Source organism: Kribbibacterium absianum (genome assembly GCF_030067705.1).
GTDB lineage: Bacteria > Actinomycetota > Coriobacteriia > Coriobacteriales > Atopobiaceae > Kribbibacterium > Kribbibacterium absianum.
The window spans coordinates 323,613-348,891 of record NZ_JASJEX010000003.1 but is presented as its reverse complement, the minus strand read 5'-3'; the positions used below and the strand labels follow the sequence as shown (position 1 = coordinate 348,891).

Sequence of the window (25,279 nt, the reverse complement as noted above, 5' to 3'; positions counted from 1 at the left end):
GCTGGGATAGACTCAAAGGCCGCGTCGCGAGGCGCGGCCTTTGTCGTCCGTATCGGAGGTGCCGTGACCGACCCAGCGGTGGTGCTCAAACAGGTCTTTGGCTTCGACGCCTTCCGGCCGCATCAAGAGGACGTGGTGGGCGCGCTGGCCAGCGGCCGCGACGCACTCGCGGTGATGCCCACGAGCGCGGGCAAGTCGCTGTGCTACCAGATCCCGGCACTGATGGCCGAGACGGGCACGAGCGTGGTCGTGAGCCCGCTCATCTCGCTCATGGCGGACCAGGTCGCCGCGCTCCAGGAGGCTGGCGTCGCGGCGGCGTACCTGAACTCCACGCTCGGCACGGCCGAGCAGGACGAGGTGCTCGCACGCGTCGGCCACGGGCTGAGGCTTTTGTACGTGGCGCCGGAGCGGCTCGGCGACGAGCGCTTGGTGCGGGCGCTGCGCTCCGGGCCGGTCCCCCTCGTGGCCGTGGACGAGGCGCACTGCATCTCGCAGTGGGGCATGGACTTCCGACCCGATTACCTGCGGATTCGCGGCTTTGCGGACCGTCTGGCCACCGACGGGGCCGGTGAGCGGCCACCCATCGCCGCGCTCACGGCGACGGCCACCGAACGCGTGCGCGAGGACATCGTGCGGACGCTCGGCCTCAAGGACCCCCTGCGCGTGGTGGCGAGCTTCGACCGGCCCAACCTGGCCTTCTCGGTGGAGCGGCCGCGCACCGGCAAGGAACGCGACGCCCGGGTGGTGGGCTTTGTGAAGGAGCGCCAGGACCGCTCGGGCATCGTGTACGCCGCCACGCGCAAACAGGTGGACGCGCTGTGGGAGGCGCTGCGGGCGTCGGGCGTCCGTGCGGCACGGTACCACGGCGGCATGTCGGCCGAGGAGCGCACGGGGGCGCAGGAGGACTTCGTGCACGACCGCGCCTGCTGCGTCGTGGCGACGAACGCGTTCGGCATGGGCATCGACAAGTCCGACGTGTCCTACGTGCTGCACGCGGCGATGCCGCAGTCCGTCGAGGCGTACTACCAGGAGGCCGGCCGCGCGGGACGCGACGGCACGCCGGCGGAGTGCGTGCTGCTCTTCCGCGAGGCGGACCTCGGAACGCAGCGGTTCCTGATCGAGCACGGCAGCGAGGGCTGCGACGACCCGGCGGCGGAACAGGCGCGGCTGGCCAGCGGGTACGCGCGGCTCGAGGCCATGCGCCTGTACGCCGTGGGCGAGGGGTGCAAGCGGCACGCGCTGCTAGGTTACTTTGGCGAGAAGGCGCCGGAACGCTGCGACGCCCACGTGGAGGCCTGTGGGCCCTGCGTCGCCGCGGCCGCTCGCGCCGAGCAGCACGTGGCCGACGAGGACCGCACCGAGGACGCGCTCAAGGCCCTCTCCTGTGTGGCGCGTCTGCAGAACCAGCGGCGCGCGCAGGGGCGCGGGCGCGTGGCCGCGGTGTTGCTCGGCTCGCGCTCGGCCGACGTACTGGAGCGCGGGCTGGACCGGCTGCCCACCTACGGCCTGTTGAGCCACCTGCCAAAGGCCGAGGTGGAGCGGCTCCTGGACCTGCTCTGCGAGCGGGGACTGCTGGCCCAGACGGCCGCGGCGCTGCCGGTGCTGTACCTGACGGACGCCGGCGTGCAGGCCATGCGCGAGCGCGCGCCGTTCCTCGCGGCGCCGGCACCTCGGCGCGGAACCGGCGCGCCATCGTCGCACGCCACGGCCCGGGTGTTGGGCTCCGGCCTCGGCGCCGACGACCAGGCGCTGTTCGAGCACCTGCGCGAGGTGCGGCGCGAGCTGGCCGGCGACAAGCCCGCGTACATCGTGGCGAGCAACGCGACGCTCGAGGACCTGGCACGGCGCCGCCCGACAACGATGGAGGAGCTGCTCGACGTGCGCGGGATCGGACAGGCGAAGGCCGACGCCTATGGCGAGGAGCTGCTCGAGGCCGTGTGTTCCTGGGCCGGGTGAGCCTGGGCTCAGCGACGGCTCTCGAGCCACTCCTCCGGCGTGAGGCACGGAACCGGAGCATGCTGCGCCAACTTGCGATCCCCGGTGACAATCGCATCGGCGCCTGCGGACCGCGCCGCGGCCAAGAGCAGGTCGTCCTCGAAGTCGGGGTGCGCCGCCCTCAGCGTGAACGCGTCCCATACGTCCATCGCACCCACCGGCGTCACGGAGGCAAGCTCCAGGGCGTTCCTCGTGCAAGCCCAGGCCAGCTCGTCAACTGCGAGGGCGTCCTCCTCGCTCACCTGGCCTTTCTCGGACCGAATGTCGCGTTTGAGCTGGACGCTCAGCAGGTAGTACAAATCCTTGAGCACAGACGCGGTCACCAGAAGCACGGCCTGGCCCTCGGCGGCCGCCGTGAGAAACGCCGTGCACGCTCGCTGGCGAGGAAGGCGCGCCAGATAATGGTCAAGCCACACGTTCGTGTCGACGAGAAGACGAGGGGGCGTCACAGCTGCGCCCCCTCCCCCGTTGCTGCGCCATAGCCCAGCTGCTCCAAGCGGTCGAGGGCTGCGTGCTCCCTGAGAGCCTCGTAATCGTAGGAGCCACGGCTTGCCGAACGGAGCTCGTTGACCGCCGCTCGCAGGCATCGGTCGCGCGCCAGCCACTCCCGTGCGCGCGTCTCGGCCACCGACTGCTCGGTCGGCCCGAGCAGCCGTTGGAGCTCCCCTGCGACTGTCGTGTCCTGCTCGGCGGAGGCGGCCAGCTCCCATAGGCGGCGCACCGCTTGCGTGGGCGTGTATCCCATGAGCTCCAGACCATGATCGCCGGCCCGCTTCAGCCCGGGATCCAACCGTACGTTCATCTGCACCGCAGCCATGGACACCCTCCTGTGCTATACGCCACGATGCTCAGTATAGCATTTTCGAGGTGGAATTCCCTAGAATGAAAACATTCGTTCCTCTCTGCGCTAGGATAGGGACAAACGCACGTTCCTTACCGGCGGAGGCTTCTATGGACGACGGCGCGCGAGCCAAGCGCTATGTGGAAGTGGGGTCGTACACGGATCCGCAGGGGCAGGTCACGCCCCTGTGGGTGCAGTGGTGGGACGGCCAGCGCTTCGACGTGGAACGGGTGCTGGACCGCCGACAGGCCCATTCCTTCCGCTGTGGGGGCGGCGGCCTGCGCTACACCGTGCGGGTGCGCGGGCACGACACCTACCTCTTCTACGAGAACCCCCGATGGTTCGTGGAGGCGAAAGTGGCAGGCTAGCCCTCCCGAGCCTGGTGGAAAGGGCCGACCGTGGCCGCTGGCGCCGACCCGCGACTGCGGTCAGGCAAGGGCGCGGGCCAGGGCCACGAACTGCTCCGGGGCGAGCGTCTCCGCGCGGCAGGCGGGACTGATGCCGCAGGCCTCGAACGCCGCGTCGAGCCGGGCCTTCTCGAAGCCCGTCGCGCCCATCGAGTTGCGGATCGTCTTGCGGCGCTGGGCGAACGCGGCGTCGATCACGGCGCACACCGACGGCGCCTCGTCCTCGGGCACGAGCATCGCGCGGTCGAGCCGCACCACGGCCGAGTCCACGCGCGGCGGCGGGAAGAAGTTGCCCGGCCCCACCTCGAACCGCCCGGTGACCCGCGCGAACAGCCGCAGCTTTGCCGTGTACGCGCCGTAGGCCTTGGTGCCGGGCCCGGCAGCGATGCGGTCGGCCACCTCGCGCTGCACCATCACCACGGCGCGATCCACGCTCGGCAGCTCCTGGAACGTCTTCAGGACGATCGTCGCGGCCACTTGGTAGGGCAGGTTGGACACGAGCTTGTCGGGCACGGGCGCGGCACCGTCCAAAAAGTCCAAAAAGGCCCGCGGCACGAGCCGCACCGCGTCGCCGGGGACCACGGTGAGCTTCTCGGAGTCCCGCGCGCAGGTCTCGGCGAGGACCGCCGGCAGGTCCGGGTCCATCTCGACCGCCACCACCGCCGCGCATTGCGGCAGAAGGGCGCAGGTGAGCGTCCCGATGCCGGGGCCCACCTCGAGCACCACGTCCTGGGGCGTGAGCTCGGCGAGCCCGAGGATCCTGCCGATGACGGCGTCGTTCACGAGGAAGTTCTGTCCGAGCCGATGCTTGGTGAAAAGGCCGTGCCTCTGGAGCACGGCCTTCGTGGCTGTCGGCGTTGCGAGCGGTGAGTGCATGGCGCCCCTACTTCTGCTTCGCGGCCTTCTTCTTGTCGCCCTTCTGCGCCTTGTCGTCGGAGACCAGGCGCGGGAAGAGCGCGTCGCCCTTGGTGACCTCCACCCCCTGCGGCAGCTGGCCCCACGAGCAGGCCTCGCGAAGGTCGCGGCCGACCTCGGCCTCGGCGCCCATGCGACGGAGCACCTCGGGGCTCGTGCGCGGCATGATCGGGGCGAGCAGGTGCGCGGAGATGCGGATGGCCTCGAGCAGGTTGCCGATCACGCGGGCAAGCTGGCCGGCGTTGACCGGGTCCTTGGCGAGCGCCCAGGGCTGCATGTCCTCGATGTAGCCGTTGGCCGCGTGAACCAGGTCCATGACCTCTGCGGCGCCCTCGTCGTAGGCGAAGCGCCCCATCTTCTCCACGTAGCGGTCGACGAGGCCGTCCGCGATCGCGGACAGCGGGTTCTCCTCGGTGTCCCAACCCTCCGGCAGCACGGGAGTCCGGCCGTCGAAGTACTTCGCGCTCATGTTGAGCGTGCGGGAGACGAGGTTGCCCCAGCTGTTGGCGAGGTCCGTGTTGTACACCTGCTCCATGCGGCCCCAGCTGATCGCGCCGTCGGTGCCGGGCTTCACGTCGGTCATGAAGTAGTAGCGGTAGCCGTCCACGCCGAGCAGATCCACCACGGTCTCCGGGCTGATCACGTTGCCGAGGGACTTGGACATCTTCTTGACCTCGCCGGTCTCGTCGTTCTTGACCGTGAGGAAGCCGTGGGCGAAGACCTCGTCGGGCACCTCGAGGCCGGCCGCCATGAGCATCGCCGGCCAGATCACGCAGTGGAAGCGGATGATGTCCTTGCCCACGAGGTGCGCGTTCGCGGGCCAGCGGTAGGCGAACTCCTCGGCGTCCACGCCGTAGCCGACGGCCGTGATGTAGTTGATGAGGGCGTCGAACCACACGTAGGTCACATGCTTGCCGTCGAAGGGCAGCGGGATGCCCCAGTCGAACGTGGTGCGGCTGATCGAGAGGTCGTTGAGCCCGCCCTCGACGAACGAGACCACCTCGTTGCGGCGGATCTCCGGCTCCACGAAGTGCGGGTTCGTGCGATAGAGCTCCAGCAGCGGCTCCTGGAAGGCGCTGAGCTTGAAGAACCAGCTCTCCTCGGAGCGCTTCTCAAGCGGGCGGCCGCAATCGGGGCAGAGGTGCTGGCCCTCGGTGCCGCGCTCCTCGTCGGCGTGGCGGACCTGGGTGTCGGTGAAGTAGGTCTCCTCGGGCACGCAGTACCAGCCGTCGTAGCTGCCCTTGTAGACGTAGCCGTTCTCGAGCATCACGTTCCAGAGGTGCTGGACCGCCTTCGTGTGGCGCTCCTCCGTGGTGCGGATGAAGTCGTCGTTGGTGATGTCGAGCATCGTCAGGAGGTCCTTGAAGGCCGGGACGAGCGAGTCGCACCACTCCTGCGGGGACATGCCGTGCTCGGCGGCGGCGTCGGCCACCTTCTCGCCGTGCTCGTCGGTGCCGGTCAGGAAGAGCACGTTGTAGCCGAGGGCGCGGCGGAGGCGCGCCTGGACGTCGGCCATCACGCTGGTGTAGGAGGTGCCCAGGTGGGGCGCGGCGTTGACGTAGTAGATGGGCGTGGTGATGTAGTAGCTCGGTTGCACGTGGTCGTGGTCCATGGGCGGTCCTTTGCGAGGTGGGTCGTTGTCCGGGAGCCATTGTAGCCCGGCGGCCGAGACGGGCGTGGACGCTTGCGTCAAAGCTTATTGTCCACGCTGCACCCGAGCAGAGCGTGGACAAATGGCTCTCTCCGAAGCGTCCAGGCGTGGACAAAGGGCTCTCTCCGAAGCGTCCAGGGTCAGCCGATGCGGGCGGGCTTGCGCCAGACCTTCTGCCGCTCGTTCGGCTCCAGCTCGAACTCTTGGAAGCCGCAGGCATTGAGCAGGCGCGCGCCGCTCGGATGCGCCAGCTCGCGCGCCACGCGCCCGTACTCGATGTGCACATGGCCGTGCACCATCACCTGCGGGCGCGCCCGGTCCAAAAACGCGCCGAGTGCCTCGAACCCCTGGTGCGGCAGGTCGTCGAGGTCGCCATAGCCCCGCACCGGAGCGTGGGTCACGAGCAGATCGAGCCCGCCGGCCCATTCGGCGCGCCGGGCCAGCCTCCCGGCCTTCCGCGCCATCTGTCGCTCCGAGAAGCCCCACACGCTGTCGTTGTACGGCAGCGACCCGCCGAGCCCCGCCACCTGCAGGCCGCGGTAGGTCACCACCTCGTCCTCGATGGGCCAGCACCCCTCCGGCGGCTCCGTGTCGTAGCGCGCGTCGTGGTTGCCCCGCACGTACAGGAGCGGCGCCCGGGAGAGCGTCGCGATGCGCGACAGGTAGCGCGGCGACAGGTCCCCGCACGAGACGATCAAGTCGTAGCGGTCGAGCCGCCTGCGGTCGTACCACTGCGACAGCCAGGGCACCTCGGTGTCCGAGAGCGCGAGCACCCTCATGCCGGATCGCCCCCCTCGTCCGTCTCGCCGAGCACGGACTCCGCGACGCCGTTGACCTCGACCGCGCGGCGGGCACCCTCGGTGAGCAGCTCCGTGGGCGGCACGTGGCCCGCCACGTTGTGGGCGAGCCAGTCCATGCGGGCGATGGCCTCGCTCGGGAGCCGGGGCGAGCCCTCCGGCTGGATCGGCCGCTCCTGGCTCAGCAGCTCGCCGGAGAAGGGGTCCACCGTGCCGGAGACCACGCCCTGGCGGAGCAGCTCCACGAGGCGCCGCTGGGGCTCCGGCACGTCCTCGTCCACGTGCACGTCCACGACGCCGGACGAGAGCCCCCACCAATAGTTGAGGGTCTGGGCCGGCAGCCGCTCCCCTTCCGCGCGCCAGGTGTCGTTGCGCAGCGACTGCACGAGCCTCTCGTAATAGAGGCCCCAGTTCCACACCGGCGCCCCCAGCTGGATGTCGAGGCCGTCGCCCGCGTCGTACCAGAGGCCCCAGGGCTCCTCGGGGTGCAGCGGGTCGGGGAAGTCGTGGCCGGAGACCACCTTGATGCCCTGCTTCGCGAAGGCCTCGCGCGGGTCGTTGCCGGCCTCCTCCACCCACTCCAGGTACACGAGCGCGTGCGCGTCCACCATCTCGGCCCCGCGCGCGAACGCGTTGACCTCGGCCACGGAGTTGTACACCGGCGACTCCGCCACATACCCGATGCGGTGGTCCTTGGAAATCGCCGCGGCCAGGGCGCCGAGCAGGAACTTCGCCTCGTAGAGACGCCCCGAGAAGATGCGCACCGCGTCGTGGGAGAGGCTCACCGAGCAGTTGATGAACTCGACGTCCGGGTACTTCACGGCGGCGCGGAGGGTCTGCGCCATCTGGGTCGGGCTCACGGTCACGACGAGCGACGCGCCCCGCTCCACGGCGTCGGCCACCACGGCGTCGAAGTCGTCGTCCTCGTAGGCGCTCGGATAGGCGAACGTCTCCACCTGATCGCCGAGCCGGCGCTCGAGGTCGTGGCGCCCCTCCTCGTGGGCGGCGACCCAGCGGGACGTCATCGGGCTCTGGTCGTAGACGAAGGCCACCTTGGTGGGCCCCTCCACGGCGGACTGGTACACCGAGTAGAACGACCGCAGCGACGAGACGAGCTTCTCCATGACGCCGGGCTCGTCGGGCGTGGCGTCCGGGTCCTCGAGGTAGGCCACGCTCGCCTGGCCGGAGAGGGCCGCGAACTCGCCGCGGAGGCGCTCGACCGTCTCGGCCAGCTGGGCCGGCCGCTGGCGCGAGAGCTCATCGAGGCCGCACACGCTGAGCGCCACGAGCAGCGCGTCGCCGGCCGTGAGGCCCACGTCGTCCGCATGCTCGCCGTAGGCCTTGGAGAAGCGCGAGAAGAGGCGCCGCAGCGCGTCGCGCTTCTCGTCGGGCCAACGGTGCTCGAGGTCCTCGCCGAACAGCTCGGCGAGCCGCGCGTAACCGCCCTCGTGGGTGAGGACGATGCCATAGATGCGCGCCACGGAATAGAACCGCGTGAACTCCAGATAGGCCTTTGCCTGGGGGCTGTCCGTCTCGGCCGGCATCACGCGGACCACCTTGGCAGGCAGCGTGGGCGAGCCGAGGTAGCGGGCCACCGAGACCCGCTTGTTGCCCTCCTGCACGTAGAAGCGCTGCAGATACTCGAAGACCTCGATGGGCTCGCGGGTGCCCTCCTCCAGCTGCGACTCGCAGAGGGCCGACCACTTGGTGGCGAACTCGGAGCCCTCGGGCGCGATGGGCAGGAAGTTGCTCGCGAAGATGTTCTGACGCGCGCGGGTCTTGGTGCCGACGACGAGCGCGGGGTCCAGCTCCACGGTGCCGACGTGGACCCGGGGGAGCCGCCCCTGGCCTTCGAGCAGGTCGTCGAGGGCGGGCGGGTACGGGAAGGCGCCGGCCACCTCGTCGCGATGGAACTGCTTGAGGCCGAGCTTGCGGGCGCGGTTGTAGCTTTCGCTCACAGGAATCCCTTCCCAAGGTGGCATGCCGGACAAGAAGATACCCGGCGGACGGGCGCGCCACCTGCGGGCGGGCACCTGGCCCACGCAGAACACGAGACGGGGCCGCTCTGGGCGCGATGGGTCACTTGAGCGAGAGAAGCAGGTCGTAGGCGTCGCTGCGGGCCATGCCGCACCGCTTCGCCAGCTCCTTCGCGGCCCGCGACGCCGAGAGCCCCTCCCCCAGCAGCTCGGCCGCCACCGCGCCCGGGTCCTCCTCTGCCGGCGCGGACTCCCCCGCCACGGGCCCCTCCACCACGATCGCGCACTCGCCGCGCACCGCGCGTCCTTCGGCCTCGTCCGCAGCCACCGCAGCGGCCAGCTCCGGCGCCAGGCCGCGGCGGCACTCCTCGTGCACCTTGGTCAGCTCGCGCACGAGCGCCACGCGGCGCAGCGGGAACCGCTCCGCAACGGCGGCGAGCGTGTCCGCCACGCGGTGCGGCGACTCGTAGAACACGAGCGCGCCCGGCACCGCTGCGAGCGCCTCCAAGCGGCAGGCCTTCTCGCCGGCCTTTCTCGGCAGGAAGCCTCCGAAGAAGAAACTCGCGCACGGAAGCCCCGATGCCGCGACGGCGCACACCACGGCGCTCGGCCCCGGCACCACCTCCACCGGCACGCCGGCGTCGAGGGCCGCGTCCACGAGCACCTGCCCGGGGTCGCTCACCCCCGGCATGCCCGCGTCGCTCGCAAAGGCCAGGGTGTCCCCCGCCAACATGCGCTCCACGAGCCCCTCCGAGCGGCGCCCAATCACGTTCTCGTCGCAACGCTCGAGCGGCTTCCGCAGCCCTAGATGGTTCAACAGCTTCCCCGTCACGCGCGTGTCCTCGCAGAGCACGGCGTCGGCGGCCGCAAGCGCGTCGCCCACGCGCGGCGACAGGTCGGAGAGGTTCCCGATGGGGGTCCCCACCACGAGCAGCCGCCCGACCGGGGCGCCGACCCGCACGCTGGCGCTCAATCGAACATCCCGCGCTCGAAGCTGGAGAGCGCGACGCGCGCGTCCCAGGCGCTCAGCTTGGCCTCCGTCTTCCAGGTCTGGAAGAACCAGCCGGTGGTGGAGCGGAACGCCTCGATCTGCGCGGCCGCGTACACGCGCTCGAGCGCCGAGAGCCCCTCGGGCGTCAACGTCGCGGCGCTCACCGGCAGCGCGCTCGACCACTCGCCCACGATGACGGGGAGCCCGCTGCGCCGGGCCCGCGCGATGTCGCGCCGGGAGCGCTCCACAAGTTTCCGCGCCCCGGCGGGGCCCGCACCGTCGACGGACTGGCCGTAATGGTACAGGTGCAGGTCGAGCCACACGTTCCGATAGTGGGACGACGCCATGAACCCGTTCCACAGGTCCGGCCGCCCGGCGCACGAGAGCACCACCACGGGGCTCGACCCCGCCGCCGCGCGGATCGCGTCGTAACAGTCGCGGTAGAAGTTCCGCAGCACGTGCACCGGCACGCCGGCCGACATCGTGAGGCCGGTGCGCTTCTGCACCACAGGCTCGTTCAGGGGCTCGATCCCCAGGAACGCCGAGCGCCCGGCGTACCGCTCGGCCAGCGACGTCGAGGCGCCGATCACCCGCGGGCGGAAGCGGCTCGTGGTGGCGATGTACTCCACCTGCTCGCCCGGTTTGGCGGCACCGTCCGGGTCCACGACCACGTCGAGCAGCACCTTGATGCCGGCGAGCTCCGCCCAATCGAAGGCCTGGTCCACGTAGTCCAGCGTGGAGGGCGTGCCGTCCGCCTTCTCCGTGAAGGCCGTCCACGGCACCGGCAGGCGCACGGCGTTGTACCCGCGGGCCGCGATGCCCCGGAAGTCCTGTTCGGTGATGAAGCGCTCGCGATGCTGGTCGACCAGCTGGGCGTAGCGCTCATCGCCCACCGCCTGGCGCAGCCCCTCCTCGTCGAAGGCGCCCGTCGAGGCGAAGAGCGAGGGCGTCACCCAGGACTCCAGCACCAACCAGCCACACAGATTCACGCCGTGCACGGTTCCCAGTTCCACGAGACGGGCCCTCCCTGTCGTCCTCAGCCCCTTGTGCTCCAACCTATCATTCCCCGTCCTGTGCCCGGACCAGCCGCCGGCTCTCATGACGGGACTGCAACCTACGGGGCCGGCAGCCGCAAGTTGACGGGTCCGACCCCCCTTTGGGACAATCTCCCTTGTAAATAACCTGAAACCACGATGGGGCGTCGATGCGGCGTCCGTCTCGGGAGGGACCGCCCCATGGAGCAGATCACCCGGAGAGCCCTCCTCACCGGGGTGCTCGGCCTGGCCTCCGTCGCAGCGAGCGCGGAGCTCACCGTGGCGCTCTCAGGCTGTGCGCCCGAGGCCGAGGGCCGCGTGCTCAACTTCGACACCGACGAAGAGACCGAGCCCCGGCGCCTCACGTTCGTGGGCAACAAAGCGGGCACCTTCAACCTGCTGGCCATGGAGAACACCCTGCACGAGTACCTGGACGCGCATCGGGACGTCGTGATCACGTACGAGGGCATCAAGGGCGACCCCTATTGGACGGCCCTCGACCGGCGCCGCGCCACCGGACACTTGGACGACCTCTTCATGATCGACCACGACCGCGTGATCGAGATGGGCCCCGAGGGCGACCTGCTCGACCTCTCTGGTGTGAAGGGGCTCGCCAACTTCACCGAGGACGCGCGCACCCAGTTCACGAACCCGGACGGGTCGGTGTGGCTCGTGCCCACCTGCATCTCGGCCTACGGCCTGTACTGCAACAGCACGCTCCTGGCCGAGAAGGACGTCAAGCCCCCCCACCACCTGGCAGGAGCTGTTGGCCGCCTGCGAGACCCTCGGCTGCGCGGAGGGCCGGCCCATCGTGTGCAACAACAGCGCGTCGCTCCGGAGCCTCGTCCTCGCCGCGACGCTCCTGCCCGTGTACCAGCGCCCGGACGCCGCCGACGTCATCCGCGCCTACAACGACGATGTCCCCGGGCTCTGCGCCCTCTTCCGTCCGGGCCTCGCGCGCGTGCGCGAGCTGCTCGACCGCGGCTACGTGGACGGCGCCGAGGTGCTCGTCACCGAGCAGACCGCCGACGACCTCGAGCTCTTCTGCTCCGGCGAGCGCCCCTTCATGGCGGCCGCCTCGTGGATGAGCCCACGCGCGTCCGGCGACGCCCCCGAGATGACGTTCACCATCGTCGCGCACCCGATGGCCGACGACGGTCCGGTGCTTGTGACCGACGTCAACAACTGCATCGCCGTCAACGCCGCGTCCGAGTACACCTCCGACGCCCTCTCGTTCATGGAGCACCTCTGCAACCCCGACGTGGTCTGGGACTTCTGCGAGACCCAGACGAGCTTCTCCCCGATCGAGGGCGAGACGCGCACGCTCGCGGACGAGACGCTGGCGCCCTGCATGGAGACGCTCGCGGCGGGGCGCGTGGTGATCGCGTCGGACTACCGCCTCACGGTGCCTGTGGACACCGCCCTCCGCAAGGCGTGCGCAAGCCTGTGCTCGGGCGCCACGGTGAACGAGGCCGAGGCCGTCCTGCAGGCGACCCTCGAGGGACGGTGAGCCATGGGGACCTGCGACGACGCCATCTCCGACCGCACCATCGGCGCGCCCCCTGCCGAGGCCGACAACGGGCGCCGCATTGCCCAGGAACGTAGGCCGAGCCGCAAGCGCTCGCGCCTCTCGCCGATGGCGCCCTGGCTCCTCGGCGTCCTCGCCGCCGCCACGCTCATCGTTGCCGGCATGACGTACCTCTCCACGATGCGCTCGGCCCTCTGGCGCCAGACCGTGGAGGACACGCTCGAGATCACCTCCCAGAACGCCCGCGCGTTCCAGGTCTACCTCACCAAGGACGTCGAGACCATCGAGGTGCTCGGCGCGTCGCTCGAGAAGTGCGCCTCCACGGACCTCGAGGGCATCCGGTCGGCCCTCGGCACCTTCGACCTCGACGGCGACCTGCTCGGGGCCGTGAACTTGAGGACCGGCGAGCTGATCGTCGCCTCGGAGGACGCCACGATCCCGCTCTCCGAGGAGTCGCTCGAGGAGTACCGCTCCCTCTCTGGCAGCGGCGTGCTCGAGCCGCGCATCGGCGACCACACCGGCCTCCGGGTCATCCTCTACTACCATGCGTTCACGTTCGCCGACGGCACCCCGGGCCTCGTCTACGAGGGCGTGCCCACCTCCACCGTCGCGAAGGAGTTCACGATGAGCTTCTTCGACGAGGAGGGCTTCTCGTACGTGGTGAACGACGACGGCGACATCCTCGTGCGCTCGCGCCACCGCAACTCCAACCACACCTTCCGGAACATCTTCGAGGTGCTCGCGATGGAGGGCAACGACGCGGGCCTTTTGGACGAGTTCCGCGCGAGCCTGGCGGGCAACCGCGAGGGGGCCATCAGGCTCACGCTCAGCGGCAAGGAGTACGTCTTCGCCTACGTGCCCATCGCCGGCACCAAGAACTGGGACATGGTGTCGATCATCCCGGACGACGCGATTACGAGCCAGGCGGACACCCTGCTCGACACGTCCACGTACCTGCTGCTCTTTGTGGCCGTTGCCATCGGCCTCGCGCTCGTGTACACCGCCGTCGTCACGCTGTACCGGCGGCGCGTCAAGGCCGAGCAGAAGGAGACAGCCTACCGGGAGAAGCTCTTCAACACGCTCGCCACCACCACCGACGACGTGTTCCTCATGCTCTCCCTCGACGACCGCCGCGTGGAGTACGTGAGCCCCAACGTCGAGCGCCTGATCGGGATCCCCGAGGACGCCGTGCGCAAGAGCGTCTGGGCACTGCCGCCGGTGGGAGACGAGCGCCAGCTCAAGAGCCTGCGCGACATTCCACCCGGAGGCTCGTTGAGCTTCTCGGGCCAGCGCAGCAACGACATGACCGGCGAGCGCCGTTGGTTCAGCGACCTGTACTACCGCACGGAGGTGGGCGGCGAGGAGCGCGCCATCGTGGTCCTCTCGGACCGCACCTTGGAGCACCGCAACGAGGCCGTGCTCAAGAGCGCCCTCGACGCCGCAGAGGCGGCCAACGCCTCGAAGAGCACGTTCCTCTCCAACATGAGCCACGACATCCGCACGCCGATGAACGCCGTGATGGGCCTCACGCGCCTTCTGGAGCGCGACGGCGGCGACAAGGACGCGGTGCTCGACCACACGCGCCAGATCAGCGCATCGAGCCAGCACCTGCTGTCGCTCATCAACGACGTGCTCGACATGTCGAAGATCGAGAGCGGGGCAGCCTCGCTCAACCTCTCCGAGGTGGACGTGGCGTCGCTCGCCGAGGACCTCTCGACGATCCTCGCCCCACAGGCCCAGGCCAAGAACCAGACCTTCGTGATGCGCACGCGCGGCCTGCGCACCGAGACCGTGGTGGCGGACCGCCTGCGGCTGAACCAGGTGCTGCTCAACCTGCTCGGCAACGCGGTCAAGTACACGCCCGAGGGCGGCCGCGTCTGCTTCGAGATCCAGCAGCTGCCGAGCACCACCCCCGGCGCCGTGCATCTGCGCTTCGTGGTGACGGACAACGGCATCGGCATGGCGCCGGAGTTCGTGGACCACGTCTTCGAGCCGTTCAGTCGCGAGGTCAACTCCACCACCAACCGCGTGCCGGGCACCGGTCTCGGCATGGCCATCACGAAGAACCTCGTGGACCTCATGGGCGGTCTCGTGAAGGTAGAGAGCAAGCCCGGGGTGGGCTCCACGTTCACGGTGGACCTCGACCTGCGCGAGCCCCACAAGGAGGACACGGCCGCGTTCTTCGCCGCGCGCGGCATCCGGCGCGCGCTCGTGGTGGACGACAACGCGGTGGCGCGCGCGGAGGTGACGGACGCCCTCCGGGTGTTCGGCGTCGCGGTGGAGGGCTGCGCCTCCGGCGAGGAGGCCGTGGAAGCGGCGCAACGGGCACCGGGCGAGAAGCCCTGGGACCTCGTGATCCTCGACTGGAAGATGCCGGGCATGACGGGGTCCGACTGTGCGCAGCGCCTGCGCTCGATCCTCGAGCCGGACGTGCCGATCATCATCCTCTCGGCCTACGACGCGAACGTCGTGAAGACCCGCGAGCACGGGGCGGACGGCTTCATGTCCAAGCCGTTCTTCATGGCGAACCTGCGCCAGACGCTCGTGGAGATCGAGGAGGGCAACGCGGAGCCGGAGGGGTCGCGGCCCATCGACGGCCTGCGGTTCCTCGCGGCGGAGGACAACGCGCTCTCGGCGAGCATCCTCGAGGAGCTGCTCGACATGGAGGGCGCCACGGTGGACGTCTACGAGAACGGCAAGCTCGTGAGCGAGGCGTTCGCGGCGAGCGAGCCAGGCCAGTACGACGCGGTCCTGCTCGATGTGCAGATGCCGGTGATGAACGGCCTCGAGGCCGCGCGGGCGATGCGCGCCTGCTCGCACCCGGAGGCCCAGACGATACCGATCATCGCGCTGACGGCCAACGCGTTCGCCGACGACGTGCGCGCCACCCGCGAGGCGGGCATGGACGCGCACATGGCGAAGCCGGTGCAAGTGGAGTGCCTGGGCGACGTGCTGGAGCAGGCGCGCGAGAACCGCCGCGAGGCGCTGAAGTAGCCGCGAGCGACCGCGCGCCGGGGGGGTGGGACGATCTCGTCTCTTTAGAGTGTCTCACTCGCCGGGGATGGGACGATCTCGTCTCTTTAGACTGTCTCACTGTCCCGGGGATGAGACAATCTCGTCTCTTTAGAATGTCTCACCCGTCACGTTCGCGCCGAGGAACCATGGCACGCCGCTGTCCGCGTGCACGACCGCGTAGAAGAATGGCCGGTCGAGGCGCACCTCTCGAACGATGGGCTGGTCAGGAGTGGCCGAGGCGGAAGAGTTCATCGCGATTGCCGTCGCGGCCGCGGCCTCGGTGCCCTCCTCGTCCACGTCGATGGTCGCCGCGTGCTGAACCTGGCCAATGAACAGTCCCTCGGCAATGCCGGGGAACTGTGCCCGGCCACCATCGAACGCGTCCGTGACGCCGAGCGCCTGGAGCGCGTCCACCAGGGATGTCCAGAGGGAAGCTGAGAACCGGGGCAGGTACGCGTCGGCCTCGTACCAGTCATCGGTGATCGATCGGCCCTGGAAGCAAGCGGCGAGCTGGGCGTCGCCCAGCGGGGCGAGCGCGTCCTCAAGCGGTTGGCCCTCGTCCTCCGTGAGCAGCCCCGTGAATTGGAAGCCTCCGTCTTCGTAGTACTTTGCGAAGCCATAGAGCCCGGGGGCGTCGCGCCAGCCCTGGCGCCCGAGACCCATCATCGTGACCTCGCTGGTGGAGCCGTCGGCAGCCGTGAAGGTCTCACCGTCCGCGAGCTTGGCCGCGTCCACGGGCTCCGCCCAGGCCTGCTTGAAGAGCAGGGCGTTGACCAGCGCAAGCTGGCTGTCGCTGGGGAGCTGCTCGATGATCCGCTCGATCTTGTCGTCGGTGGCGTTGCGGACCCACGCGTTGATGTCGGCCACCGTGGTGGCGTCGAAGGGGGCGGAGTAGACGCTGGCCGAGAAGTCCCGGGCCGCCAGCTCGAGGAAGTCCGGCGAAATCCCTGCGCCGGCCTGCTCCGAGACCCACGCGGCGTTGGCCGCCCTCACACCCTCGTGCTCGGGGGCCGTCGCAAGAAGGGCGGCGCACAGGTCGAGCACCTCGGCCTGCGTGAGGCCAAGCGCCGTCTCAAGTTGCGCCAGGGTCTCGCCGCTCGCGCCCTGCATCGTCAGGCCGAGCGCGAACAACGCCGACACGGGCGAGCACACCACGTTTGTGCCGGGGCTCTCGGCCATAAGCTGGAGGAGCAGGTCGCGGGCGAAACCGCAGAAGGCGGCGACGGCCTCGTCCGAGGGGGCGGCCGCCGCCTGTTGCGGCTCCTTGGCTTCGGCAAGGACGGTGGAGGCCAGGGCCTCCGGCGCGTCGTCGGCAGGCGCGCAGCCGACGAGCGGGGCAGTCAGGGCCAGCGCCAGCGCTGCGCGACGGGTGATGTTCATGGCCGCTCCTTCGTTGGTTCACGACTTCATGATACCGGGAGCAAAGGGGAGCGCGAGCAGAGACCCGCGAGCGGGGCGCATGGCGCGCAGGAGTGAGACGATCTCGTCTCTTTAGACTGTCTCACTGACCCGGGGTGGGACGATCTCGTCTCTTTAGAGTGTCTCATCGGGCTCGGCGGCGAAGAACGCCACCGCGATCGCCCCTGGGCCGGCGTGCGTGCCCACCGTCGCGCCCACCTGATGCACCGGCAGCTCCTGCACCAGCCCCTCCCAGAGCCAGCCCGCGTCCTGCACGTACTTGCGCAGCATCGTGTCGTCCAAGCCCGCGTAGCCCAGCGCGAGCGGCCGCGACACGTCCACCCCGTTGGCGTCCTGGATCTCCTTGACCAGCAGGTTGTGGCCGTTCTTGGAGCCGCGCGCCTTGCCGATCACTTCGACGCGCCCGTCGCGCACGGCGAGCACCGGCTTGATCGAGAGAAGGCCGCCCACGGCCGCCGACGCAGCCGAGACACGCCCGCCGCGCTTGAGGTACTCGAGCGTGTCGACGAGCGCCACCAGGCGCACGGAGCCCTTCTCGGCCTCGAGCTGCGCCGCGATCTGCTCCGCCGAGCGCCCCTCGTCCAGCAGCTGCAGCGCGCGGTGCACCAGCACCGTCTCGCCCACGGTCACGTTCTGGGAGTCCACCACAAAGACGCGGCCAGGATAGGCAGCGGCGGCCATGGTCGCCGAATGGTGCGTGCCCGACAGCTCGGAGGAGATCGTGACGCACACGACGTCGTCGCCGGCGTCGACGGCCGCAGCGAACGCGGCGTCCCACTCCCCCGGCGCGATCATCGACGTGGTGGGCAGGTCGTCTCCCTCGATCAGCAGCTCGTAGAAGCGCCGCGTGTCGATGTCCACGCCGTCACGATACGTGGTGGTTCCAAAGGTGATGGTCATCGGAACCACCGAGACCTCCGGGCGGTCGCAGACGAGGTCGGACGCGGAATCGGTGATGATGCGGGTAGCCAAGGATGTCCTTTCATCGGGAGCAGCGTCGATGGTTCTCATAGTGAACCTTTGGCACCCTAGCAGATCTTCAGTGAATCTCATTCACTTTCACACAACGGCCGTCGCTCGGCCTGCGGCGGCTCCTGGACGACTCCCCTCGTTGGGCTATCGTTTCAGAAAGAGCCGAGCCCACGAGAGGGGCAGCCATGAGCGACACCGTGCAGATCGTCTCCACCAGCGGCGAGGGGCGCGAACGAGCCCTCCGGGGGCAGCATGGCGCCGCCGCGATGCGCGACCTCCGAGACTTCAGCTACGCCGCCAAAGAGGACGACCGGCTGGTGGGCGGCGTGGTGGCCGAGTCCTCGGACAACCTGCTCGAGGTCCGCTACCTCTACGTGCACGAGGGGCACCGGGGTCAGGGGCTCGGCACGGCGCTGATGGAGCACCTGGAGGAGCAGGCCATCGAGGCCGGGATGTCGCGCATCATGCTCGACGCCTACAGCTTCCAGGGGCCCGAGCTGTACCACAAGCTGGGATACACCGAGGCGGCCGTGCTGCCGGCGCCCGAGGGCCACACGCACCATTACTTTATGAAGAAGCTGGGCGAGCGCTCGCCCTCCGTTGAGGCCGAGTGATCGAGCGATGTTGCCCTTGCGGCCGGCGTCGAGCCGGGTGCCCTGGTCGCCCACCAGGTCGGGATCCGGCCCAGTCATGGGCTCGTGCCACGCACAGGTTGCGGCGACAGACTTGTGCGCCGCACATGTCAGGACGCCGGATTTGTGCCGCCCACAGGTTGTCCTGATCGGAGAGTTCAACAGGTGCCGCGCACAGATTGTCTTTTCCGGGCTGGGGGACTTGTGTCACGCACAGGTCTCCCCTCTTGTTCCGTGCGTGGCACAAGTCGCGTTTTCCGATCTCGCACACTTGTGCAGCGCACACGTCGGGGCCTCGATTCGCCCCGAACCCGGACCCCAAGGATCGAGAGCCAGTGAGACAGTCCTGTCTCTCAAGACTGTCTCACGTTGCGTGTTTTATGCCGACCTGAACCTTGGGTTAACGGGCTGCAACAAATGGCGACGGAGCCGGCGGTTTCGTCCACAATCAGGGTTCTTACAGCCGGCGAAAGGAGCCCCACTCCATGACCCCGTATTTCGAGCGCCGCAGCCGGGAGAAGCGCCTGTGCCCTGAGTCCCACGAGGCGCACCTCCAGGTCCGGCCCACGCTGGATCCCAACGTCGCGTACGACCGCTGCCCCGCGTGCGGCTACCTGCACACGGTGGAGGCGCCGGAGGGATGCCGGGTCGCGGAGCCCAAGCCCAGGTTCCGGATGGTCTGAAGCTGACAGAGGAGCTCCACGCACTCCTTGCCGGTCGCGACGTCAAGGTCAAGCGCGATGATGCGGCAGCGGGCGTCGTCCACCCTGCGGCGCACGGCGGAGGGCACGGGCTTCCTTCCCCGGGGCTCCCAAGGCGACGGCGCTCAGTGACAAAGATGCGTCTGCTCGCCGACAGCTCCCTGGATTTCTGCCTAGGAAAGCTAGTATGAAACACGTCTGAAACCACGGGAGATGGGAGAAGGATGCGTTTCGCTCACTGGCTCAAACGCGGTGTTGTCGCCTTGGCGGCATCGGCCCTGGTGCTGACCGGCTCGCCCGGCCCGGCCAAGGCCTGCACGCAGCTCTGGATTCCGGACGCGTACACGGCGGACGCCAACACCTGGTACGCCGGCCGCGTCGAGGACTGGGCCTGCCGCTACCTTAAGATCTTTGGCGTCGAGCCCGCCCACGAGAACGGTTGGACCTACACCAGCTACGAGAACTGGGACTCCAACGGCTTCACCTGGACCTCTGAGGGCCCCACCTACCGCTACACCTACGCGCGCGACCACTCTGGGCAGTGGCTGGACGAGGACAACGGCGGCGTCCCGCAGTTCGAGGCCTACTCTGCGGCCGGCATCAACGAGAAGGGCGTGAGCTGCTCCGCGACCCTGTCGATGTACCCGCGCGACACGGTCTCCGACGTCGACCCCTTCAACGAGGACTCCGGCATCGGCGAGTACAACTACGCGTCGATCATCCTGGGAGAGAGTCCGACAGCCCGCGAGGGCGTCCAGCTCATCGGCAGCCTGGTGGAGGAGCACGGCGCCTATTCCTCTGATCAGATCCTCATCAACGACAGCACCGAGTCCTGGCTGCTCTGCGTGTGCTCCGGCCACCAGTGGTTCGCGGTGCAACTGCCCGAGGACATGGCCTCCATCAACCCCAACATGGGCCTCTACTTTGACGTGGACCTGAGCGACCCGAACGTCCTCCATTCCAAGAACATCGTGGACGAGGCCACCCTCACGGACGCCGACGGCACCTGCATCCTCCAGCACAAGGAGGACGGCACCCCGGACGTCATGCTCACCTACTTTGACCCGGACAGCCTCGGCTCCGCGAGCCGCTTCCTGATCGGCCGCCAGTACTTTGGCGCCCTGGACGGCGTGGACTACACCCTCGACGAGACCACCCACAAGGTGACGAGCCTCCGCAACGCCCTGATGTTCTTTGTGCCCGGGCGCTCCGACTACACCACCTTTGACGCGATCCGCGCCCTGGCGGCCCGCGGCAGTGGCGACCTGGATGCCAACGAGTACTCCGCGCTGACGGGCGTTGGCCGTGACGATTCCGCCGAGACCCACATCTTCGAGATCCATCGCGGCCAGGACCCCCGCGTGGCGACCGTGCAGTGGACCGCGCTCAGCCGCGACGAGTTCTCCGTGGCCATCCCCACCTACTCCGCGTTGCTCACGGACGTCAACTGGCGCTACGGCAAACTGGACATGGACCCCACGCACATCGGCGAGAACTTCTACGACCGCGACAACGCCGACGTCAAGACCGCCATGCAGGCGGGCGAGTGGGACAACTACCTGCCCTTTGTGATGATCGACCTCAACGACCTCGCCTACAACAACCGCGCGAACGTGGCCACGGGGCTGCGCGCCTATCTGGACGCCGTGCAGCAGGCGCTGGTGGAGGAGCACGCCCAGGTGGGCGCCCACCTCACGAGCCTCCCCGAGGACCAGTGGGAGAAGTTCGCCACCGACGCCGCCAATGCCGCCGCCGAGTGCACCTGGGTCAAGTGCGAGGGCGTGCTGCAGGAGGTGCGCGAGTACCTGGCCGGAGACCAGAGCGAGCCCTTCGTGGCGAGCGACTATGACGCCGAGACCGGCGGCCTGGTGAGCGAGCTGGGCTACGCCGCCTCTGTGATCCCCGAGGAGAAGCCCGATCCTGAGCCCCCCGTCGAGCCCGGCACCGCGTCCTCTGCCATCGCCGTTGCCGGCACGTACGGCGACGTCGTGACCGGAGCGACCGCGTCCCTCGACGACGTGAGCGCACTGCTGACCGACGAGGAGCGGGCGCGCCTGGAGGAGGGCCACGACTTCTCGCTCATCCTCACCGTGAACGAGCTGGACGAGGCCACGGTGGCGAGCGGCGAGGTCAGCGCCCTCACGAAGCTGGCCAAGAACCCCACCGGCATCGACTACCTCGACCTGGCCTTGACGCTACGAGAGACCGACGCGGACGGCAACGAGTGCAACAGCCGCGCCATCAGCGAGCTGACCGACCCGCTCACGATCACCCTGGCCCTGCACGAGGGCCTCAAGGCGCCGAGCAACACCACGCGCGCCTTCTCGGTGCTCTCGGTCCACGACCTGGAAGCTCAGGACCACGAAGCCACCTACAAGAGCGCCGAGCACACCGTGACCTTCTCGGCGAGCCGGTTCTCCACCTACGCCGTGGCCCACAAGGACACGACGAAGAAGGACACGGCGCAGAAGGCGCCCGCCACGACCTCGACGAACCGCAAGTCCTCGAGCCGCACGCCCGAAACCGGTGACCCGCTCACGAACAACACCACGATCATCGCCATCGTCGGCGCCGGCGCGCTGGCGCTGGCCGTGGGCTGCGGGCTGCGCTTCGCATCCAAGAAGGAGTAGTCCCGCTCGAGGTGGGCCCCATCGCACGACCCTTCAGGGCCCGCCGGTTCGCCGGCGGGCCCTTTGTGTGATGACGCGATCGAGCGCCTCACCGGCCAGAGTCGACAATGCGCAGCAAGGCCTTGGCGCACCGGCCCTCGCGCTACACTGAACCCAAGAAGGGAGCGCGATGGACCTCTATCACGGAAGCAACCTTGCTGTGGAGCGGCCGCGTCTGCTCCCCCATCAACGCGCCCTTGACTTTGGACGCGGCTTCTATGTGACCTCTGACCTGCGCCAAGCAGAGCGATGGGCGCGATCCGTGGCTCGCCGGCGCGGCGGGTCGCCGACGGTGTGCACCTATCAGCTGAGCGATGAAAGCTGGGACGAGCTGGACGTCCTGCGCTTTGAGGAACCAGACGGCGCGTGGCTCGACTTCGTGGTGGGGAACCGCAAAGAAACGCTGGGTGCCCATGGCTACGACATCGTGGCGGGCCCTGTTGCCAACGACACCACCCTCACGGTCATCAACGACTACATGGCCGGCACGTTTCCTCGCGAGATTGCAATCCAGCTCCTGCTCCCACAAAAACTGACGGACCAGTACGCGTTCTGCTCGGAGCGCTCCCTGGCATGTCTGACCTTCTCGGGGGCGAATTCCCTATGACCCGCCCGACAGCCAAGTTCCTGAGCTTTTTGGACGAGCAGGTGACCGACCTTCTCGTCGACAAATATGGCTTCACCGAGCGCGAGGCGCTCGCGCGTTTCCTCAACTCCAAGACCTACCAAATGCTCTTGGACAAGGAAACGCTCCTTTACCGCGAGAGCCCGCTGGTGTTGTTGGACCTTTGGGAGGCCGAGCAGGTCACCGGCGATCCTCGTCGCTCCGCCTATATCCGGGAGCTGTGACATGAGCAAAGAGGGGGCGTTCTTCGCCTATCTGTTAGAGCACTATGCAGAGGATCGGGGCCGCACCGCCCCGGACGTCCTGCGGCAGTGGCAGAGCTTGGGTGTGGACGGCCTCATCTTTGATATGTACGAGATCTACCACGTGGAGCGGCTCGAAAACGCCTACGAGGACATCGACGCCATCGTGGCGGAGAGACTGGCGCGACCGTAGCTCCAGTACGCTTTCAGTAGCGCTGGGACCCTTTGTGTGGTGGGAGAAAACCGACGGGTCATGTCCCATTTCGACGTGGGCGGTGGGCATATACCGCAACACATCCATGCACGTCGAAAGGTCGCACCCATGCGCCAGTCCACCGCCCGCACCGTCTCTGCCTGGGCCCTCTCTGCCCTGCTCGTCGCATCGCCCGTGATGCTCGGGGGCTGCTCGTGGCCCAACCGCCAGGCCGTCTCCTCCACCGAGCAAGCGCAGCTCAACAACGGCGCCAGTTCCAACGCCAACGGCACCAACTCCAACACCCAGAACACGCTCATCGGCGAGGACGCGGCGCTCGACGTCGCGCTCTCCGATGCCGGCCTCACGGCCGACCAAGTCACGGTGACCAAGTGCGTGCTCACCACCGACGACGGCGTGGACGTGTACGAGGTCGACTTCACGACCTCCAACTCCGAGCACGACTACGAGATAGACGCCACCAGCGGCCAGATCCTCCAGAAGGACAACGAGACCTACACCGCCACGAGCACGGGCGCGACCACCTCGCAAAACGCCGCCAGCACGAGCGTTGCTCCGAGCACCGGCGTCATCAGCCAGGACGCCGCCAAGGCCATCGCGGCCGAGAATGCGGGGTTCTCGGTGGACAAGGTCACGTTCACCGAGGTCAAGCTCGACACTGACGACGGCGTGCAGGAGTACGACGTGACCTTCCGAGTCAACGGCGTGGAGCACGAGTGCACGATCAACGCCACCACCGGCGCCGTGATCAGCCACGAGCAGGACCGCGACTGAGCGACAAACGGCAGAGAAGCACCGTGGCCCCTAGGCATCCGATGTGCCCAGGGGCCACGCTCGTGAAAGGCGACGCGCCGATGGTCGATCTGTGCTCCGCGGTTACCTGCCCTCGATCAGGCGGGCGACGTGCACGCCCTCGCTCGACGCCTGCGACAGCGAGTGCGTGGTTCCCGAGGCGTCGCCGATGATGTAGAGGCCCGGGTACGTGGTCTGGAAGTTCTCGTCCAGCTCCACATGCGAGTTGTAGAACTTGACCTCCGTGCCGTAGAGCAGGTTGTCGAAGTTCGCGGTGCCCGGCACGAGCTTGTCGAGCGCGTAGATCATCTCGATGATCGTGTCCAAGGTGAGCTTAGGGATCGCGAGGCCCAAGTTGCCCGGCTCGGCCGTGAGCGTGGGGCGCACGAAGCCCTTGTCGAGCCGCTTGTGGTTCGTGCGGCGGTTGGCCACGAGGTCGCCGAAGCGCTGCACCATCACGCCGCCGGCGAGCATGTTGGTGAGCCGCGCGATGGACTCGCCGTAGGCGTTGCCGTCCTTGAAGGGCTCGGTGAAGTGGTGCGTCACGAGCAGCGCGAAGTTGGTGTTCTCGGTGTGCTTGGCCGGGTCCTCGTAGCTGTGACCGTTCACCGTCATGATGCCGTTGGTGTTCTCGGTCACCACCGCGCCCTTGGGGTTCATGCAGAAGGTGCGGCAGGTGCCGCCGGTCTTGGGCGAGCGGTACATGATCTTGCTCTCGTAGACCTGGTCGGTCACCGGCTCCCAGATGGCGGCCGGGCACTCGAAGCGCACGCCGATGTCCACGCGGTTGTTCTCGGTGGCGATGCCCAGCTCCTCGCAGACGCGGCTCGTCCAACCGGAACCGCTGCGGCCAGTGGCGAGGATGACGTCCTTGGCCAGGTACGCGCCGCCCGCGGCCTCGACCTCCCACAGGCCGTCCTCGCGCTGGAAGATGTGCTCCACCTCGGCGTTCGTGCGGATATCGATGCGATCCTTGATGTAGTCCACGATGTTGGACAGGATCACGTAGTTCTTGTCGGTGCCGAGGTGGCGCACCTCGGCGTCGAGCAGGTGCAGGTCGTACTTCAGGGCCTCGCGCTTGAGCGACGAGTCGGCCGTGGAGTACCGCTTGGAGCCCTCGCCGCCCATGGCCATGTTGACGGTGTCCACATAGTTCATGAGGTCGATGGCCTTGTCCGGCCCCACGTAGGCCGCCAGGTCGCCGCCGAAGTTGTTGGTGATGTTGTACTTGCCGTCCGAGAAGGCGCCGGCCCCGCCGATGCCCTCCATGATCGAGCAGTGCGGGCAGTGGATGCAGCTCTTGATCTTGTCGCCGTCGATGGGGCACCGGCGACGGGAGAGCGGGTTGCCCTTCTCGAGGAGAAGGACCCGCTTGTCCGTCCCCATCTTCACGAACTCGTAGGCCGCGAAAAGACCGCCGGCGCCGCCGCCGACGATGATCACGTCGTAACGCTCCAAAGCAAAACTCCCTTGGTTGCTTTCAAACTCTTTGTCTTTATCTTAGCGGGAGCTAGAACGCCACGCCGGGGCCGGGGCCGAGACGGCCCTGCGTTCACATCTCCCTGCTGTAGCGGTCGCGCAGGAACGCGGCCTCGGCGGCGTACCCCCATTTCACGGCGACGGCGCAAAAGAGCGCGAGCACAGCGACGATGACACAGACAGAGACGATGGCAACGGCTAGCGATGGGTCCACGGGGTCCTCCCAGACGAATCGTTTGGTCGTTCAGCGTTTCGTCAGGATGCCATATCCAAGGCCAGGAATGCAATGAGAACGGCAACCAGTTCCGCGAACGGTTGTCCGTTATTTCTTGAGAAAACTAGCGACCCCCGCATCGTGGGTACCACAGACCATGGACGCATCAC

At 68.4% G+C, this 25,279-nt stretch carries 23 protein-coding genes and 2 pseudogenes; 12 read left to right on the top strand and 13 right to left on the bottom strand.

From position 1 onward, the window contains the following. The first annotated feature begins 63 nt into the window (after nt 1-63). Nucleotides 64-1,956 carry a RecQ family ATP-dependent DNA helicase gene (locus tag QJ043_RS07355; RefSeq protein WP_283713011.1) on the top strand — a complete coding sequence of 631 codons (1,893 nt, stop codon included), beginning with the start codon at nt 64-66 and terminating at the stop codon, nt 1,954-1,956. Nucleotides 1,957-1,964: 8 nt separating this feature from the next. On the opposite strand, the gene QJ043_RS07350 is transcribed toward QJ043_RS07355, so the two are convergent. Both QJ043_RS07350 and QJ043_RS07345 read right to left on the bottom strand, forming a co-directional pair. Further along, on the bottom strand, nt 1,965-2,444 hold the full coding sequence (locus QJ043_RS07350; protein ID WP_283713010.1) for a type II toxin-antitoxin system VapC family toxin: 480 nt from the start codon (nt 2,442-2,444) through the stop codon (nt 1,965-1,967). Next, entirely contained in the window at nt 2,441-2,812 is a 372-nt protein-coding gene (locus tag QJ043_RS07345) for a hypothetical protein (protein WP_283713009.1), read from the bottom strand. Before QJ043_RS07345 ends, QJ043_RS07350 begins: the two co-directional genes overlap by 4 nt. Before the next feature lie 134 nt (nt 2,813-2,946). Here QJ043_RS07345 and QJ043_RS07340 point away from each other — a divergent pair, with 134 nt between their 5' ends. Next, the gene (locus QJ043_RS07340; RefSeq protein ID WP_283713008.1) at nt 2,947-3,204 is read left to right on the top strand and encodes a hypothetical protein; all 258 of its coding nucleotides are present in this window, start codon (nt 2,947-2,949) and stop codon (nt 3,202-3,204) included. A 60-nt stretch (nt 3,205-3,264) separates the two neighbouring features. Here QJ043_RS07340 and rsmA read toward each other — a convergent pair whose 3' ends face one another. From rsmA to QJ043_RS07305, 7 genes are all read right to left on the bottom strand, one after another. Further along, nucleotides 3,265-4,119 carry a 16S rRNA (adenine(1518)-N(6)/adenine(1519)-N(6))-dimethyltransferase RsmA gene (gene rsmA, locus QJ043_RS07335; RefSeq protein WP_283713007.1) on the bottom strand — a complete coding sequence of 285 codons (855 nt, stop codon included), beginning with the start codon at nt 4,117-4,119 and terminating at the stop codon, nt 3,265-3,267. Nucleotides 4,120-4,126: 7 nt separating this feature from the next. Next, the gene (metG, locus tag QJ043_RS07330) at nt 4,127-5,770 is read right to left on the bottom strand and encodes a methionine--tRNA ligase (RefSeq protein ID WP_283722787.1); all 1,644 of its coding nucleotides are present in this window, start codon (nt 5,768-5,770) and stop codon (nt 4,127-4,129) included. A gap of 179 nt (nt 5,771-5,949) precedes the next feature. Then, complete coding sequence (locus tag QJ043_RS07325) at nt 5,950-6,588, bottom strand: metallophosphoesterase family protein (RefSeq protein ID WP_283713005.1); 639 nt, start codon at nt 6,586-6,588, stop codon at nt 5,950-5,952. After that, complete coding sequence (locus QJ043_RS07320) at nt 6,585-8,564, bottom strand: BMP family ABC transporter substrate-binding protein (RefSeq protein WP_283713004.1); 1,980 nt, start codon at nt 8,562-8,564, stop codon at nt 6,585-6,587. The genes QJ043_RS07325 and QJ043_RS07320 overlap by 4 nt, the downstream gene beginning before the upstream one ends. Nucleotides 8,565-8,685: 121 nt before the next feature. Continuing rightward, on the bottom strand, nt 8,686-9,555 hold the full coding sequence (gene rsmI / locus QJ043_RS07315) for a 16S rRNA (cytidine(1402)-2'-O)-methyltransferase (RefSeq protein WP_283713003.1): 870 nt from the start codon (nt 9,553-9,555) through the stop codon (nt 8,686-8,688). Continuing rightward, nucleotides 9,552-10,586, bottom strand: a complete 1,035-nt coding sequence (locus QJ043_RS07310) for a glycoside hydrolase family 5 protein (RefSeq protein WP_283713002.1) — start codon at nt 10,584-10,586, stop codon at nt 9,552-9,554. The genes rsmI and QJ043_RS07310 overlap by 4 nt, the downstream gene beginning before the upstream one ends. Nucleotides 10,587-10,895: 309 nt before the next feature. Then, entirely contained in the window at nt 10,896-11,156 is a 261-nt protein-coding gene (locus tag QJ043_RS07305; RefSeq protein ID WP_283722786.1) for a hypothetical protein, read from the bottom strand. On the opposite strand from QJ043_RS07305, the pseudogene QJ043_RS09820 reads away from it, so the two are divergent. The 3 genes and pseudogenes from QJ043_RS09820 to QJ043_RS07295 all read left to right on the top strand — a co-directional run. Next, a pseudogene (locus QJ043_RS09820) lies at nt 11,058-11,288 on the top strand (hypothetical protein); the annotation flags it as partial. The gene QJ043_RS07305 and the pseudogene QJ043_RS09820 overlap by 99 nt on opposite strands. Before the next feature lie 73 nt (nt 11,289-11,361). Beyond that, nucleotides 11,362-12,117 (top strand): annotated as a pseudogene (locus QJ043_RS07300) (extracellular solute-binding protein); the annotation flags it as partial. A gap of 3 nt (nt 12,118-12,120) precedes the next feature. Continuing rightward, entirely contained in the window at nt 12,121-15,129 is a 3,009-nt protein-coding gene (locus tag QJ043_RS07295; protein WP_283713001.1) for a response regulator, read from the top strand. A 129-nt stretch (nt 15,130-15,258) separates the two neighbouring features. On the opposite strand, the gene QJ043_RS07290 is transcribed toward QJ043_RS07295, so the two are convergent. Then, a complete protein-coding gene (locus tag QJ043_RS07290; protein ID WP_283713000.1) occupies nt 15,259-16,530 on the bottom strand; it encodes a serpin family protein in 1,272 nt (423 codons plus the stop codon). Nucleotides 16,531-16,683: 153 nt separating this feature from the next. Further along, the gene (locus tag QJ043_RS07285; RefSeq protein WP_283712999.1) at nt 16,684-17,541 is read right to left on the bottom strand and encodes a DegV family protein; all 858 of its coding nucleotides are present in this window, start codon (nt 17,539-17,541) and stop codon (nt 16,684-16,686) included. Between the two features lie 185 nt (nt 17,542-17,726). Between QJ043_RS07285 and QJ043_RS07280 the strand changes: the two genes are divergently transcribed. The 7 genes from QJ043_RS07280 to QJ043_RS07250 all read left to right on the top strand — a co-directional run bounded on the left by QJ043_RS07280 (nt 17,727) and on the right by QJ043_RS07250 (nt 23,398). Next, nucleotides 17,727-18,155, top strand: coding sequence for a GNAT family N-acetyltransferase (locus tag QJ043_RS07280; protein ID WP_283712998.1), 429 nt, complete (start codon nt 17,727-17,729; stop codon nt 18,153-18,155). Between the two features lie 503 nt (nt 18,156-18,658). Next, entirely contained in the window at nt 18,659-18,856 is a 198-nt protein-coding gene (locus tag QJ043_RS07275) for a hypothetical protein (RefSeq protein WP_283712997.1), read from the top strand. Nucleotides 18,857-19,137: 281 nt separating this feature from the next. Continuing rightward, a complete protein-coding gene (locus QJ043_RS07270) occupies nt 19,138-21,504 on the top strand; it encodes a C69 family dipeptidase (protein WP_283722785.1) in 2,367 nt (788 codons plus the stop codon). A gap of 169 nt (nt 21,505-21,673) precedes the next feature. Beyond that, entirely contained in the window at nt 21,674-22,150 is a 477-nt protein-coding gene (locus tag QJ043_RS07265; RefSeq protein WP_283712995.1) for a DUF3990 domain-containing protein, read from the top strand. Then, the gene (locus QJ043_RS07260; protein WP_283712994.1) at nt 22,147-22,392 is read left to right on the top strand and encodes a hypothetical protein; all 246 of its coding nucleotides are present in this window, start codon (nt 22,147-22,149) and stop codon (nt 22,390-22,392) included. The genes QJ043_RS07265 and QJ043_RS07260 overlap by 4 nt, the downstream gene beginning before the upstream one ends. 1 nt (nt 22,393) lies before the next feature. After that, entirely contained in the window at nt 22,394-22,603 is a 210-nt protein-coding gene (locus tag QJ043_RS07255; protein WP_283712993.1) for a DUF3791 domain-containing protein, read from the top strand. A 129-nt stretch (nt 22,604-22,732) separates the two neighbouring features. After that, nucleotides 22,733-23,398, top strand: a complete 666-nt coding sequence (locus QJ043_RS07250; RefSeq protein WP_283712992.1) for a PepSY domain-containing protein — start codon at nt 22,733-22,735, stop codon at nt 23,396-23,398. Between the two features lie 102 nt (nt 23,399-23,500). On the opposite strand, the gene QJ043_RS07245 is transcribed toward QJ043_RS07250, so the two are convergent. Continuing rightward, nucleotides 23,501-24,874 carry an NAD(P)/FAD-dependent oxidoreductase gene (locus tag QJ043_RS07245; protein ID WP_283712991.1) on the bottom strand — a complete coding sequence of 458 codons (1,374 nt, stop codon included), beginning with the start codon at nt 24,872-24,874 and terminating at the stop codon, nt 23,501-23,503. 94 nt (nt 24,875-24,968) lie between these two features. Beyond that, nucleotides 24,969-25,109, bottom strand: a complete 141-nt coding sequence (locus QJ043_RS07240) for a hypothetical protein (RefSeq protein ID WP_283712990.1) — start codon at nt 25,107-25,109, stop codon at nt 24,969-24,971. Nucleotides 25,110-25,279: the final 170 nt, after the last annotated feature.